Genomic DNA, 14,590 nt, shown 5'->3' on the forward strand with positions numbered 1-14,590 from the left:
CAGAGTTAGAAGTTAACAGTTAAAAGTTGAAATCACTCATATAGCGTTTCTCGTTTTAGTGAGGTACATCTCGTTGAGATTAGGGACTATGTACCTCGTGTAATTGGGAACTGCTATAACTTCTAACTTACAACTTTTTTAACTGTCGCCATTACCGAAGCGCTTGATTAAATCTTCAGGACGGAGATTAGAAATAAATTCACGAAAGGCTTCTTGTTCTGCTTCATCCGCATCGCGATCAACAGGGATTGAAGCATCAGCAACGACTTCTTCCATTACCCAAATAGGGGTATTTGTACGGAGAGCGATCGCGATCGCATCGCTAGGACGTGCGTCAATTTCTTTTTTGACTTCACCTTGCTGGATAATTAAAGCTGCATAAAATGTATCCTTTTGTAAAGAATGGATAATGACCTTTTCTAAAGCCATATTCCATGTATCTAACATATTCACAATCAGGTCATGGGTTAAGGGTCTAGGAGGCTTTTGGTTCTCCAGCGCACCCATAATTGCCCTAGCCTGTTCTTGACCAATATAAATTGGCAAAGCGCGCCGATCAGAAGCATCTTTCAAAAGTACGATCGGGCTGCGGGTGATGGCATCTAATGCTATACCAGCGACTTTCATTTCAATCATTGGTTAAGCCTCTACAATCCTTTGAGCGCTTGGGTGCTATGTAACAAATAAAACTCTTTATTGAGCGAGTATGGGACACGAATAAACATAAGCATTGTTCTCTATAATTGCTTCTATTAAACTCCGAACTTGTTGTGAACACCAGAGTAAGTCAAATTGGTTCGTTTAGACAATAAGCTTCTTAACCAAGTATGCCTTGTGAAGGATGCGAATGTGTTATTATTCCTATTACGAATGAGGTCAGAAATTATACTTAGATTTTTGAAATTATTGTGAGAATCACCAGTGGATTTTAGGGAAAATTAAGCAATAAATAGAGTTAGTTTGACAAAAAAGCCGTGTTTACAGGATTAATCCAAGCTTTAGGAACGATGAAACCCTTAGAGGGCGATTCTTGGCAAATTACTTGTGTAAGTCAACCATCTATTGTCATTATGCAGGATCTAGCTTACGGTGACAGTGTTGCTGTAGATGGTGTTTGCCTGACAGTGGAAAAAGTCTTAAAAGACGGATTTATTGCTACTGCCTCACCGGAAACTCTCCGCCGCACTACTTTAGGAGGTGAAAACGTGCAACAGAGATACGTTAACCTAGAAACCTCTCTGCGCGTAGGTAGTAAGGTCGGCGGTCATTTTGTCATGGGTCATGTAGACGGCACAGGTCGATTACTAGAGGTGAAACAAACAGCTAGCTCTTGGGAAATGACTTTTATAGCATCCGAAGCGATCGCACAGTACATTGTCCCTAAAGGTAGCATTGCGGTGAATGGCATCAGCCTGACGGTAGCGGCATACGAGCCAGAAACATCTCAGTTCACAGTAGCAGTAATTCCTATCACTTATGCCGAGACAAATCTTCGTTATCTTGTCCCTGGTAATTGGGTGAATTTAGAAGGGGATATTCTAGGCAAATACGTAGAAAAATTCCTTCATCCTAGCCAAAGCAACCACATAGCCTCAATTACACCTGAATTTTTAGCAGAACACGGGTATCTGTAAAGAGGCAGGGGGCAGGGGAGGCAAGGGAGGCAAGGGAGGCAGGGGAGGCAGGGGAAGCAGGGGAAGCGGGGAGAAATAGGTAATTTTTCTTCATCCCCCTTGCACCCCGCACCCTGCCCCAATTCTTCTTTTCTAAGATCCAGGCTGCTGGGGTAGTTGGGCAGTTTGTAAGGTTTGGACTAACTGGCCAAGGGCAACCTGTAATTGAACTCCTGGGTCAACAGCAACCCAACCGTTTTGTGTGAGGTGACGGACTTCAAAGTGGAGGTGAGGCCCTGTGGAATTGCCAGTACTACCAACTCGCCCAATGACAGTTCCTGGTTGCACCATCTGACCAGGTTGAACAAAGATTTCTGACATGTGACCGTAAAGGGTTTGTTGAGCAGAAGTGTGATTTATGGTAACGGCTAAACCATAGCCACCCATCCAGTCAGCAGTTTCCACCTGACCTTTTTCTGCTGCCAAAACTGGTGTACCTAAAGGCGCACCCAAGTCTGTACCAGCGTGGAAGCGGCGATCGCCTGTAATGGGGTGTACTCGCCAACCAAACAATGAAGTAATCGGAGCAGCTACAGAAAGCGGATACATCATCCCCGAACCGCCACGATAGGCGATCGCACCAGTGTAAGGTATTTGTGGCAATACTGATGCTAAAGCAAAATCGTAAGACACGGTGCTGGGACGAGGAGCAACATTGCCTTCAGCCATTGGTGGGGGCAATGTACCACCACTCGGTGCAATTGGTGCTGCACTCACTCTTGTAGTAGCAAAATCGCTGGGTTTGGGGATAAACCTGTTAGGACGATACGCCGTCTTGGTGACATTAGTAGAATTATTCCCAGTCGCCCGCCATTTGCTGCTGTTGCTAGTAGTAGCCACCTGCCGGACTGGTGGAGTGGTTGCTAATTGGGCAGTTTGACTTTTCTTAAGCCAATTAGGTGCTGATTTTTGATTAGCTAAACGTTGAGTATTAGGTACTTTAGCACAAGCACCACCTGATACAGTTTGCCCTGAAGATAAAGTTGTGCGACAACCACTAGAGCGTTCTGTGAGTACTACCGAGTTAGGTGCTTGATAAGTAGCAGTAGTATCAGTGTTGTAATTGGTGGGGTCAATATAGGCGTTATTATAATCCTTGGTTTTTCCTGTTGTCGCCCTCACAGCGTTATTTGAGTTGTTTGATGGTTGGGCAACTTCAGGAAGTTTCTTAGGTAAAGAGCGAGGAGCAGTGGGTTTAGCTACTTCGGTTTGGGTTTTTTCTTGTCTATCTGCGACGCTTGCTTTGGGTTGAGAAAATTCTACTTGAGGTTTTTCTTCAACATGGACTGGAGCCACTCGCAAGTTTTCTGAGCGTTGGACATCTACAGCAGACTCAGTTTCAACTTTAGGCTTAGATTGTCTAACGGTTGCTGCTGATTGCTCAATTTTAACTTTGGGCTTGGATTGTCTAACGGTTGCTGCTGATTGAGAAACTTCTGATCTGCGAAGTTTCTGGATGAGTTTGGTTTGCCGTTGAGAAACACTCGGCTGCGATCGCACTGATTTAGGGACAGTAGTATCTTTTTTGACAAAATTTGTCGTCGCTGTTGGCTGGGAGTTTTCAATAGTAGGAACGATGTTATCTATTGATGCTTCCGTTTGGGCAAACGCCATGCCACCACTGAGGAAGCTAACACTACTTAATAAATAAAAGCTCTGGGCGGGTAAAGTAGAAAAATAGATCCGGAGCAATTTGCCACAAGAAAAGCGTCTTGTCATCAGATCTTGCTGCTTTGAGTTGTGCAAACGGTTATGGGCAGAGTTATTGCGCTGCGTCATTTGTTCTCTCAGTTGTTTTTAGAGTAATCGAAAGATAGACGTATTTACATTTATGCCAATTCAATTGAAGTTATATGAAGGAAGTATGAAGTCAAGACCCCACTAAAGGAATTTAGGCGGTTTGTATTTCAGACATTTTTGGCTTTTTTCATCCTTTATCCTGCATTTTTTCTTCAATCGGTGGTTTGTCTCGCCCTAAGAGCAAAATTTTAAACAAACCTCTAGTTAAACAGAAGTCTTGCTATATCCCAAACTGATTATACCGGGTTCAACAGAAATTTCTGGTATCGCTAGTTCATTTGTATTATCTATTACCATTTTTAGCCGGAGATTTCCCTGATCTGTTACCCCAACTACAATGCCTGAATGATTATTGACGCATACCCGATCGCCCATATTGGTCAGTAAATTGCAATAGCGAGACAAGAGTATGCTTATTCCTTCTTGGCAAAGGCATTGCACACCGGATTCTATTCCCAGTAAAACCGTGGAGGTGAGCATTTCCAGACAAGAAATAGATTTACTAGCCTGGGAAGCTTGCCATAATTCTAGATTAATTCCAGTTTCTGGTACTGGATTTGCCCAGTTAATACCAACACCGATGACTGCTTGAGTGATGCATCCCTTGTTTACTTTGGTTTCTGTCAAAATGCCGCCTAATTTGCGATTATTTAAGACTAAATCGTTAGGCCATTTAATCCCCACATTCACGCCACACTGACGCAATTGTGAGGCAATTCCCCAAGCAGTTGCTAAAGTTAGTTGGTAACTGGCAGTAGCTTCTAGTTTAGGAGCGATCGCCACCGAAAGATATAATCCTCCGGTGGGAGAAATCCACTGACGACCCCATTGTCCTCTGCCAGCGGTCTGTTGAGTAGCAATTACTACAGAACCACTTTCAGATCCTTGGTGAAGTAAATCCCAGAGAATTTGGTTAGTTGAAGAAACGCTTTCAAAAATGTGTAGAGAAAATGGTAAGAAATTAGACTTACGTCCTTTTTTCAAGGCAATTTCCAAGAGTTGCTGATCAAGTGCCACAATAATTAGCCCAAATTCCGTTGTTCAAGTTAGCATTAATTGGCTGATTTTGATTTCTGTTGAGATTTGGTTAAAGATGCACACTTGGCACTGGCACAATTGGCAAGGACTACCCTACCTGAGTTGTAGTCTTTTAGAACATTGGCATCATGGCTTTTTTACCCAGCAGTTTTGGCCGCGATCGCCACAAGAGTTAACAAACGTGCTGCACCCAGAGGCATCAGTTTATCGTTTAAAACAAGTTCATGGCAATACAGTTTTAACTCCCCAAGAAGTCGATCACCAAGTAAGCACGCTTGAAGATGATTTAGCCTCGGCTGATGGTCTAATTAGTCAACAGCCTCTACAAGCTGTGTGGGTAGCTAGCGCCGATTGTACACCTGTGTTAATTGGGGATGTGACAACTAAACAAGTAGCAGCAGTACATGCAGGTTGGCGGGGTACAGCAGCAAAAATTGTCCCTCAAGCGATCGCCCGACTGCAAGCGCAGGGTAGCAAACTCGATGATTTACGTATTGCAATGGGACCTGCGATCGCTGGGGAAGTTTACCAAGTTTCTGTGGATGTAGCGGCAAAAATTGGGTCTAGCATTGTATCTCACGAAGATGAACAAAAGATTGTCAATGCATTGCACGAGCTACCTAATTCTCCTTTACTTCTAGATCCTAATCCAGGTAAAGTCAAGCTGGATGTGCGGCGAGTAAATGTTTTACAACTAGAAAATTTAGGGATTAGTGCCGAACAATTGGCGATCGCTCCTTATTGTACTTTCCAAACTCCCGATCATTTCTTTTCTTACCGTCGCGAACAAGAGAAAAAAGTGCAGTGGTCAGGAATTGTCAGCGGCAAAATAAGTTAATAGCAGTATAAGTTGTTGGTTTAAAATCATGTCCGCGTAATTAGTCATAATTCCCGCATCTGTACAAAAACCATGAAACCCTCTTTCCCCCTAGTTACCTACCGTGTACACACAAGTCTTTTAGAGTTGCTGTGTAATGTAAGGTGGGTTAATTTTTGCAGGCCAGTACAATCGCATTGTTAGTCGAGACATTGGTATTGTCAGCCGATACAATCGCATTGTTAGTCGAGACATTGGTATTGTTAGTCGAGACATTGGTATTGTCAGCCGATACAATCGCATTGTTAGTCGAGACATTGGTATTGTTAGTCGATACATTGGCATTGTCAGTCGAGACATTGGTGTTGTTAGTCGAGACATTGGCGTTGTTAGTCAATGGGGCAGTTTTAGATGACTTGTGTGTACACCGTAGCCCTAGTTACTGAGCGCAGTCGAAGTATACTCCCTGCTCCCTGCCCCCTGCCCCCTGCGGTCTTAATGACAAGTCTCTAACCGGACACGATATACAAGGAGCTTTTTTCATGACGGAATTAAGGTCAATCATTCAATTAGGCGATCCTCAACTGCGGCAAAAAGCTGCTTGGGTTGAAAATATTCAAGATGAAAGTGTTCAACAATTAATTGATGAATTAATCGCTACAGTTGCTAAAGCTAATGGCGTAGGCATCGCTGCGCCTCAACTAGCACAACCTTATCGTTTATTTATTGTGGCATCCCGTCCTAACCCCAGGTATCCCAATGCCCCAGAAATGGAACCTACCGCCATGATCAATCCTAGGATAGTTAATCATTCGACTGAAGTTATAAAAGGCTGGGAAGGTTGTTTAAGTGTTCCTGGTGTTAGAGGACTAGTTCCCAGGTATCAAGCCATTGAAGTTGAATATAGCGATCGCTACGGTAATTTACAAAAACAAGAACTAACTGATTTTGTCGCGCGCATCTTTCAGCATGAATATGACCATCTTGACGGTATCGTATTTGTAGATCGCCTGGAAACTACTCTCGACATGATCACCGAGCAAGAATATCAAAATCGAGTAGTTAATAATGCTTAAACCAAAATATAGCGCTTCTCGGTTGTGTGCAATACAATCCAGTAAAAAAGGGACTAGGAACTAGAGACTAGGGGCTAGAGTGATGTATTTTATCCATAAAAAAATCGCCATAACACTGAAGCTATTGTTAATCTTGTTTGGTGCAACTACTCGGTTAAATAAGAAAATTATCAGTAACTGAAACCAGACCCGTAGTCATTTATCCTGGTTTTAGCACCTTCTCAACCAGACATAGACCATGAAAAAGCTGATCAACAAGCCAGAAGACTTTGTGCGGGAAAGTCTAGAAGGTATGGCGGCGGCTCATTCAGATATCATTAAAGTCAACTATGACCCGACTTTTGTCTATCGAACCGATGCACCTATACAAGGTAAAGTAGCAATTATTTCTGGTGGTGGCAGCGGACACGACCCGATGCACGCTGGTTTTGTGGGCAAAGGAATGTTAGATGCTGCTTGTCCTGGGGAGGTTTTCACCTCACCGACTCCTGACCAAATGCTGGCGGCTGCCAAACAGGTAGATGGTGGTGCGGGTATTCTTTATATCGTCAAAAATTATAGCGGCGATGTCATGAACTTTGAAATGGCGACGGAAATAGCCCGTACTGAGGGTATCCGAGTGCTAAATATCTTGATTGATGATGATGTGGCTGTAAAAGATAGTCTCTATACCCAAGGTCGCCGGGGTGTGGGAACAACGGTATTAGCAGAAAAAATTTGTGGCGCGGCAGCTGAGCAGGGATATGATTTAGGACGAATAGTAGATTTGTGCCGTCGGGTAAATCTGAATGGGCGGAGTATGGGAATTGCCCTCAGTTCTTGCACAGTACCAGCGAAAGGATCGCCAACATTTACATTAAGCGAAAGCGAAATGGAAATAGGTATTGGGATTCATGGTGAACCAGGTAGAGAACGTATTTCTTTAGAATCAGTTGATCGGATTACTGAAAGATTAGCACAATCAATCATAAATGATGCACCTTATCGCCGTATAGTCAGAGAATGGGACGAAGACCAACAAGAGTGGGTAGACGTGGAACTGATCAATCCATCCTTGCAAAAAGGCGATCGCTTGTTAGCTTTCGTCAACAATATGGGAGGTACTCCTGTTTCTGAGCTATATCTTGTCTATCGCAAACTAGCTAAAATCTGTGAACAACAAGGACTGCAAATTGTCCGAAACTTGATAGGTTCTTACATCACTTCTTTAGAAATGCAAGGTTGCTCAATTACATTACTGAAGTTGGATGATGAGATGATTCAGTTATGGGATGCACCCGTGAAAACAGCAGGTTTACGTTGGTAATCATAAATTTATGAGTTGGTCAGATCTTCCTAATCTTTGGATTCCCCTAGCATTGTTAGGTTTAATTGTTTTGGCTGCGGTGTTTTTCACTCGTAATAGTTAAAGTTCTCTAGGAAGAGTATCCCCCAGCAGACTTTTCGCTGTCTTGAAAAGTTGCTCCTCTTGGGTAGAACCCAAGACCGCACTTTTGGCTACTACTGATCACTGACAAAAATCTATCCCCTTGTGGGTAGAATTTTCAACTGAAAATAACTACATCGCAACTATCTGAGAAAATGCTGAGTTAAAAATTAATATTCTTACTGAATAAATTCAGATAGTTCATAGCTTGGTTTCAGATGAGCTTCAGCAACGGATGAGATGCTTTAGTGAGTCGGGAAACTTAGAGAATGAGAGTCACAAATGAAACTAACATCATCACTACTTGCAAGTACTGCCTTAGCTGGAATATTGACAGTTGGAAATATTCCACTTCAGGTTATAAATCCTTCATTAGTTCAAGCATCAGCCGCAGAAAAGAAAGATGCTACGGGCTTGAGTACACAACAAAAACTGGATATGCTGATCAAAAATAAGGGTCAGTTTGGTAGCGGCGATCAATTACGTCGTTTCTTTTTTGGTGATCTTGAACCGATCGCAGTTCAACCTGGTGGTGCAGGTATGGTAGTTAACCTTTACAATAAGGCCAATGATGTAACAATCTCCTACTGTGCAACTTATGATGTGGTAGTAGCAGTGAAAAAGGGCAAAATAACTAAATTTGCCCCTAGCGAAGTCAAGTAAAAGTATTTCCCAAACAAAGATTATTCAGTATGACCAGTTTTAATTGAATTGACAGGTAGACAAGAGCGATCGCTCTTATCTACCTTTGTAGTATAAAAGATTGATAAGCTTATAATGCTGAGTAATACCAATTCTGTATGAAGATGCGCTCAATTATCTCAGACTTAGTGTAAGAAATCAAAAACGAACCGCCAAGTACGCCAAGTACGCCAAGATTAGGAGTTCAAGAGAGTTTGGCGCAGCTTCACAAAGAAACGGTATAAGTACCCAGACAGAATTAATTACACATATTGTTTTTCTGTTCCCTGTTCTCTGCCTCGACGAATGAATTTAATTTTGTCCAACTATTTATTTGACAAGTTCAGGGACAAAAGAAAAGATGTTTTGCATAAAAAAACTCTATCCCTATCAAAACTAACTCACAACTGACTATTGACAACTGACCCGCGTAGCGTAAATAAACAACTTATTTAACTTTTAACCAACTAAATATATCTACTGGCGAAATTTGCCAATCTGCTAACACACGCAGAACAGGTAATTTATCATCATCATATTTCACCTCTGGCATTTGGTTAGGTTGAAATATCATTACAGATTTATCCTCAGGATCAATTAACCAACCTAGTGTTGTTCCTTGGTTAACACAAAAAATAATTTTATTAATAACGCGGTTAGCAAATTGGTCAGGCGAAAGAATTTCAATTATCCAATCTGGATATATTTCAAATCTATTGGCAATCTCTCCATGTTCATCGACAGGAAGGCGTGACCAATCAAATACAGCAATATCTGGAACTAAAGAACTTTCATCAAATGTACAGCGTAACTCGATTAGCGCTAATGCTTTACGCTCAAATTCACTGAGACTATTAATAGCAGATGATAACTCAGTTCGGATTCTGCTATGCTTTCCTTGAGGCATAGGTTTTTGGTATATTTTCCCATCAATATATTCACTAGCTGGTTTAGTTTCTGGCGACTTAAAAAACTCTGTAAAAGAAGAATTAGACGCTAAATGTGGAGATGAAGTCATAAATAAGTTGGATAAAAGGGGCTAAATTTGTGTATTGTATCCGTAAGAAAATTGCTATATTTCTTCATTCACGATATATGAATGGTCATCCGGGAGTAGTAGAGGGTGGAAAATAATAAATCCCATACTTATTGGTTAAGAATATTAGTTTAAAGTAATTTTTGGACTAGCTTTAATAAACAGTAACGCTTAAAATCGAGTCCGTAGATTACAGTTTTCAAAGCTAAATATGAAACTTATCCAGAAAGGGTTTAGCGTAGTTTTACAGGTGTTAGCGACAGTCACTTTAGCTACTCCTGCATTGGCAGAAATCGTTAATATTAACCTGCTGCAACTCAATGATATTTACGAAATTACTCCTGTAGAAGGGGGAACTCGTGGCGGTTTGGCGCGTGTCGCGACCCTACGACAACAACTTTATAAAGAAAACCCTCGTACTTACACTGTGTTAGCTGGAGATGCTTTTAGTCCTTCGGCTTTAGGAACTGCCAAAATTAATGGTATACCCTTAGCGGGTCAGCAAATGGTAGCTGTAATGAATACCTTAGGATTTGACTATGCAACTTTTGGCAATCATGAATTTGACTTACCAGAAAACCTTTTCTATCAACGATTGCAAGAATCTCGCTTTCGCTGGGTTTCCAGTAATGTATCAAATAGTAAGGGGCAACCTTTCACAGGAGTTCCCCGATCGCTAATATTAAATGTCAAAGGCGATCGTGGTGCTATAGTCAAGGTAGGATTAATTGGTGTCACACTCGGTAGTAATCAGCCTCAGTACGTTAGTTACACTGATCCGATTGCCACAGCTAAGCAGCAAGTACAGGTACTCAAAGGCAAAGTAGATATTATCGTTGCTATTACCCATCTTGCCATTGAAAGCGATCGCCAGCTAGCGGAAACTGTACCAGAAATTGATCTTATTCTCGGTGGTCACGAACACGAAAATATCCAGCAATGGCGAGGCCGGGATTTTACACCGATTTTTAAAGCAGATGCCAATGCTAGAACAGTATACGTTCATCAATTGAGTTACGACACAATTAAGCAAAGTCTTGAGATTAACTCCCGTCTTGTACCAATTACCGACAAAATACCCGACGAACCCAAAACAGCCAAAGTGGTTAAAGAATGGTTAGTACGGGGTTATCAAGCATTTCGCGCCAATGGTTTTGAACCAGAACAGGAAATTGCCAAAATTCCAGATGCTTTGGATGGTTTAGAGTCTAGTGTCCGCAATAAATCTACGAAGTTAACAGAATTAATTACTCAGGCAATGTTAAGGGAAGTACCAGATGCCGATTTAGCAATATTTAACGGCGGTTCAATTCGGATTGATGATGTAATTCCTCCAGGCAGAATTACTCAATATGATGTGATTCGGATACTACCCTTTGGCGGCAAAATAGTAGCAGTAGAAATGAATGGTGCATTGTTGAAAAGAGTATTAGAGCAAGGACAAGCTAATAAAGGCTCTGGTGGATATCTGCAAACAGCCAAAATTACTCAAAAATTTAACTCAGTTAATTGGTTAATTAACGGTAAACTTCTTGACCCTAAACAAACTTACAAAGTTGCTATCAATGACTTCTTACTCAGTGGTAAAGAACAAGGACTAGATTTTTTAAATCTTCAACAACCAGGGATTAAGCTAATTACAGAAAAACGAGATATTCGTTTTGCAGTGATTGACCAATTAAAGAGCCAAGCAGCTGCTAATCAGATTTTAAAATAAGCTGGGGAGATAAAGGCGATCGCCTGTAAAGAATGCGACAGATGTGTAGGTTGGGTTAAGCGCAGTGCAACCCAACATGGATGAAGGTCTTGGGTTTCCTTACGTCAAACGCCACTTACTTTAAGTCGGCAGAGCCGCCCAACGTAGTGGCTCCCCAACCTACATGTACGGCAAATATTTTTTAAATTAGTATGAGTTGAAAGCTGGCAGCTAAGTTAAAAAAGCTTAAAGCAATGTGCGACTTTTCTCAAGTTTTTTGTACTATAGGCATTATCGGCAGCTGCAAGCTATAATCTGAGCCTTTTTAAATTCTCACAATGTTTCTACGATTTGCAGAATTTGCATAAATTACCTTAAAAGAAGTGTGAAATTTATAGCAGTTCTTGTTTAAATGCAAAACGAGTAAACGCTAATAGATTGCAAACATCAAAAATCTTGAAAAACTAAAATTATGAAAATGAAGTACTTATTGATAGTTTGGGTACTTATATTATCATTAGTCATTCCCAGCGAGGCACTTGCCCAAACAAAACAGCCTGATAATTTGATATCTGGACTGGGAACACATCACCATGCAATTTCTACTAGTAATCCTGAAGCACAAAAGTTTTTTGATCAGGGATTAAATTTAATTTACGCTTTTAATCATGATGAAGCAGTACGCTCTTTTAAATATGCTGCTGAACTTGACCCAAAATTGGCGATGGCATATTGGGGAATTGCCCTTGGTGTAGGAGCAAATATTAACTTAGATATAAATCCCGAACGAGAACAAGTCGCCTATCAAGCTATACAACAAGCTTTAGCACTATCCCCCCAAGCACCACCTCCAGAACAGGACTACATCGCCGCTTTAGCAACGCGTTACTCTAATAATCCAGATGCAGATTTGCATCAATTGGCAGTAGACTATGCTAAAGCAATGGCAAATTTAACTCAGCGCTATCCTGATGATTTAGATGCAGCAACACTTTATGCTGAAAGTCTGATGGATTTGCATCCTTGGCAACTCTGGACTAAAGAAGGTAAACCACAGGGCGATACAGGCGAGATTGTAGCTATTTTAGAATCGGTTATGCAACGTGACCCCAATCATCCAGGGGCTAATCATTATTACATTCATGCTGTGGAAGCATCGCCTTTTCCAGAACGTGCCCTCCAGAGTGCTAAACGACTGGAAACTCTAGTTCCCGCAGCTGGACATTTGGTACACATGCCTTCCCATATTTATTTTCGCGTGGGAGATTATCAAGGAGCAATGCTTGCAAACAAGCGGGCGATCGCTCAAGATGATATTTATCTGCGTAATCATCAAGTCGAGGGTATTTATCCCTTGATGTACTACAACCATAATGTACATTTTCTGATGATAGCTAGCAGTATGGCAGGCAAATACCAAGATGCTCTACAAGCTGCCGATAAATTAGTCACAAATGCTGCATCTATTGATCCATATTTACCCATGCTTGAGGGATTTTTGGGCAATAAAATGCTCATTCAGACACGGTTTGGTGATTGGGATAGTGTTTTAAAGACTCCTGCTCCTGATGTCAAATTACCTACTACTACAGCGCTCTGGCATTTCACCCGCGGTATGGCCAATGCAGCTACAGGCAAACTGAAAGATGCAAGAAATGAAAGTCGTGCTTTGCTATCCGCCAAACAGAACATTTCCGCCGAAGCAACTATTGGGTTCACTCCCGCTAATCGCGTTCTAGATATTGCGACAAAATATCTGGATGCCAACATTGCCAAAGCCAACCATGACTATGATTGTGCGATTAATTTATTACAGCAAGCAGTCACACTAGAAGATGCCCTCGATTATGTAGAACCACCCGACTGGTATTTTCCCACACGAGAAGCACTGGGCAATGTGCTATTAGCTAAGGGTGATTATGCAGAAGCAAAGAAAGTATTTCAAGCCGATTTACAGAAGTATCCTCAGAATGGACGTTCTTTGTTTGGTTTGCAGGCAAGTTTGCAAGCACAGGACAAGGTTGAAAATCTCTAAAAACGTAAACAAAAACGCCCCCCATTTGTGGGAGGCGTTTTTTATTCAGCTAAGACTGAGAAGATTAGCCGTTGATTGCAGGCGCAGTTAAAGCAACAGGAGCAACGTCACCAGCAGCCAAGTCTAAGGGGAAGTTGTGAGCATTGCGCTCGTGCATCACTTCCATACCCAAGTTAGCGCGGTTGATCACATCAGCCCAGGTAGCGATAACGCGACCTTGAGAATCAATCACAGACTGATTGAAGTTGAAACCGTTGAGGTTGAACGCCATTGTGCTGATGCCCAATGCGGTGAACCAAATGCCTACCACTGGCCATGCTGCCAAGAAGAAGTGCAGTGAACGGCTGTTGTTGAAAGATGCGTATTGGAAGATTAAACGACCGAAGTAACCGTGAGCAGCTACGATGTTGTAGGTTTCTTCTTCTTGACCGAACTTGTAACCGTAGTTTTGTGATTCGGTTTCGGTGGTTTCACGCACCAAGGAAGAAGTTACCAAACTTCCGTGCATTGCACTGAACAAGCTTCCGCCGAATACACCAGCCACACCTAACATGTGGAAGGGGTGCATCAAGATATTGTGTTCTGCTTGGAACACGATCATGAAGTTGAAGGTTCCGGAGATACCCAAGGGCATACCGTCAGAGAATGAACCTTGTCCTAAGGGGTAGATCAAGAATACTGCGGTAGCTGATGCCAATGGCGCAGAGTAAGCTACACAGATCCAAGGACGCATTCCCAAGCGGTAGGACAATTCCCACTGACGACCTAGGTAGCAAGCGCAACCGATTAGGAAGTGGAAAATTACCAGTTGGTAAGGACCACCGTTGTACAACCACTCATCTAAGGAAGCTGCTTCCCAGATGGGGTAGAAGTGTAAACCGATAGCGTTAGAAGAAGGCACAACTGCACCGGAGATGATGTTGTTGCCGTAAATCAAGGAACCTGCTACTGGTTCGCGGATACCATCGATGTCTACTGGAGGTGCAGCGATGAAGGCGATGATGAAGCAGGTGGTAGCGGCTAGCAAGGTAGGAATCATCAATACGCCGAACCAACCGATGTAAATCCGGTTTTCGGTGCTGGTGATCCACTCGCAGAACCGTTCCCATACATTGGCGCTGGAGCGCTGTTGTAAGGTTGTAGTCATGTTTTTATGAGTGCTTTATGTTTCTTATGAATCAGGTGGATTAATTTCCTGCCTGTATTAACAACCTTAACATGTCTTTACGTATTTTTGAGTAACACTTATCTTATGTATTTTGGATTAGTGATTAAATCTACTTATGGATATCCACTAGATTGAGTAGACATT

The 14,590-nt window shown here is 42.1% G+C and carries 13 protein-coding genes; 8 read left to right on the forward strand and 5 right to left on the reverse strand.

All coding sequences use genetic code 11. From position 1 onward, the window contains the following. Positions 1-138: 138 nt before the first annotated feature. Entirely contained in the window at positions 139-636 is a 498-nt protein-coding gene (locus QI031_RS07310) for a bifunctional nuclease family protein (RefSeq protein WP_281484527.1), read from the reverse strand. Between the two features lie 338 nt (positions 637-974). Here QI031_RS07310 and QI031_RS07315 point away from each other — a divergent pair, with 338 nt between their 5' ends. Next, positions 975-1,634, forward strand: a complete 660-nt coding sequence (locus QI031_RS07315; RefSeq protein WP_281484528.1) for a riboflavin synthase — start codon at positions 975-977, stop codon at positions 1,632-1,634. 132 nt (positions 1,635-1,766) lie between these two features. On the opposite strand, the gene QI031_RS07320 is transcribed toward QI031_RS07315, so the two are convergent. Both QI031_RS07320 and QI031_RS07325 read right to left on the reverse strand, forming a co-directional pair. Continuing rightward, positions 1,767-3,452 carry a M23 family metallopeptidase gene (locus QI031_RS07320; protein ID WP_281484529.1) on the reverse strand — a complete coding sequence of 562 codons (1,686 nt, stop codon included), beginning with the start codon at positions 3,450-3,452 and terminating at the stop codon, positions 1,767-1,769. 225 nt (positions 3,453-3,677) lie between these two features. Continuing rightward, positions 3,678-4,490: a biotin--[acetyl-CoA-carboxylase] ligase gene (locus tag QI031_RS07325; protein WP_281484530.1), complete on the reverse strand. Its 813-nt coding sequence runs from the start codon at positions 4,488-4,490 to the stop codon at positions 3,678-3,680. A 76-nt stretch (positions 4,491-4,566) separates the two neighbouring features. Here QI031_RS07325 and pgeF point away from each other — a divergent pair, with 76 nt between their 5' ends. The 5 genes from pgeF to QI031_RS07350 all read left to right on the forward strand — a co-directional run bounded on the left by pgeF (position 4,567) and on the right by QI031_RS07350 (position 8,493). Further along, positions 4,567-5,349: a peptidoglycan editing factor PgeF gene (gene pgeF / locus QI031_RS07330; RefSeq protein WP_281484531.1), complete on the forward strand. Its 783-nt coding sequence runs from the start codon at positions 4,567-4,569 to the stop codon at positions 5,347-5,349. A gap of 155 nt (positions 5,350-5,504) precedes the next feature. Further along, positions 5,505-5,774 carry a hypothetical protein gene (locus QI031_RS07335; RefSeq protein WP_281484532.1) on the forward strand — a complete coding sequence of 90 codons (270 nt, stop codon included), beginning with the start codon at positions 5,505-5,507 and terminating at the stop codon, positions 5,772-5,774. A gap of 96 nt (positions 5,775-5,870) precedes the next feature. Continuing rightward, positions 5,871-6,404 (forward strand): peptide deformylase, encoded by a 534-nt coding sequence (def, locus tag QI031_RS07340; protein ID WP_281484533.1) that lies wholly within the window; start codon positions 5,871-5,873, stop codon positions 6,402-6,404. Positions 6,405-6,642: 238 nt separating this feature from the next. Further along, positions 6,643-7,710 (forward strand): dihydroxyacetone kinase subunit DhaK, encoded by a 1,068-nt coding sequence (gene dhaK, locus QI031_RS07345; RefSeq protein WP_281484534.1) that lies wholly within the window; start codon positions 6,643-6,645, stop codon positions 7,708-7,710. Between the two features lie 402 nt (positions 7,711-8,112). Next, positions 8,113-8,493 carry a hypothetical protein gene (locus tag QI031_RS07350; protein WP_281484535.1) on the forward strand — a complete coding sequence of 127 codons (381 nt, stop codon included), beginning with the start codon at positions 8,113-8,115 and terminating at the stop codon, positions 8,491-8,493. Between the two features lie 466 nt (positions 8,494-8,959). Here the strand turns inward: QI031_RS07350 and QI031_RS07355 are convergent, their stop codons facing one another. Next, positions 8,960-9,529: a Uma2 family endonuclease gene (locus tag QI031_RS07355; protein ID WP_281484536.1), complete on the reverse strand. Its 570-nt coding sequence runs from the start codon at positions 9,527-9,529 to the stop codon at positions 8,960-8,962. A 229-nt stretch (positions 9,530-9,758) separates the two neighbouring features. Here QI031_RS07355 and QI031_RS07360 point away from each other — a divergent pair, with 229 nt between their 5' ends. Both QI031_RS07360 and QI031_RS07365 read left to right on the forward strand, forming a co-directional pair. Continuing rightward, positions 9,759-11,264, forward strand: coding sequence for a bifunctional metallophosphatase/5'-nucleotidase (locus QI031_RS07360; protein ID WP_281484537.1), 1,506 nt, complete (start codon positions 9,759-9,761; stop codon positions 11,262-11,264). Positions 11,265-11,715: 451 nt separating this feature from the next. Beyond that, positions 11,716-13,278, forward strand: a complete 1,563-nt coding sequence (locus QI031_RS07365) for a hypothetical protein (protein ID WP_281484538.1) — start codon at positions 11,716-11,718, stop codon at positions 13,276-13,278. A 64-nt stretch (positions 13,279-13,342) separates the two neighbouring features. Here the strand turns inward: QI031_RS07365 and psbA are convergent, their stop codons facing one another. Beyond that, positions 13,343-14,425, reverse strand: a complete 1,083-nt coding sequence (psbA, locus tag QI031_RS07370; RefSeq protein WP_281481055.1) for a photosystem II q(b) protein — start codon at positions 14,423-14,425, stop codon at positions 13,343-13,345. Between the last annotated feature and the right edge of the window lie 165 nt (positions 14,426-14,590).

The organism is Halotia branconii CENA392 (assembly GCF_029953635.1).
Lineage (GTDB): Bacteria > Cyanobacteriota > Cyanobacteriia > Cyanobacteriales > Nostocaceae > Halotia > Halotia branconii.

Bases quoted from the DNA above. Each gene is read 5' to 3' on its own strand.
- QI031_RS07310 (WP_281484527.1), bottom strand. From the start codon at position 636: ATGATTGAAATGAAAGTCGCTGGTATAGCATTAGATGCCATCACCCGC.
- QI031_RS07320 (WP_281484529.1), bottom strand. From the start codon at position 3,452: ATGACGCAGCGCAATAACTCTGCCCATAACCGTTTGCACAACTCAAAG.
- pgeF (WP_281484531.1), top strand. From the start codon at position 4,567: ATGCACACTTGGCACTGGCACAATTGGCAAGGACTACCCTACCTGAGT.
- def (WP_281484533.1), top strand. From the start codon at position 5,871: ATGACGGAATTAAGGTCAATCATTCAATTAGGCGATCCTCAACTGCGG.
- dhaK (WP_281484534.1), top strand. From the start codon at position 6,643: ATGAAAAAGCTGATCAACAAGCCAGAAGACTTTGTGCGGGAAAGTCTA.
- QI031_RS07350 (WP_281484535.1), top strand. From the start codon at position 8,113: ATGAAACTAACATCATCACTACTTGCAAGTACTGCCTTAGCTGGAATA.
- QI031_RS07355 (WP_281484536.1), bottom strand. From the start codon at position 9,529: ATGACTTCATCTCCACATTTAGCGTCTAATTCTTCTTTTACAGAGTTT.
- QI031_RS07360 (WP_281484537.1), top strand. From the start codon at position 9,759: ATGAAACTTATCCAGAAAGGGTTTAGCGTAGTTTTACAGGTGTTAGCG.
- QI031_RS07365 (WP_281484538.1), top strand. From the start codon at position 11,716: ATGAAAATGAAGTACTTATTGATAGTTTGGGTACTTATATTATCATTA.
- psbA (WP_281481055.1), bottom strand. From the start codon at position 14,425: ATGACTACAACCTTACAACAGCGCTCCAGCGCCAATGTATGGGAACGG.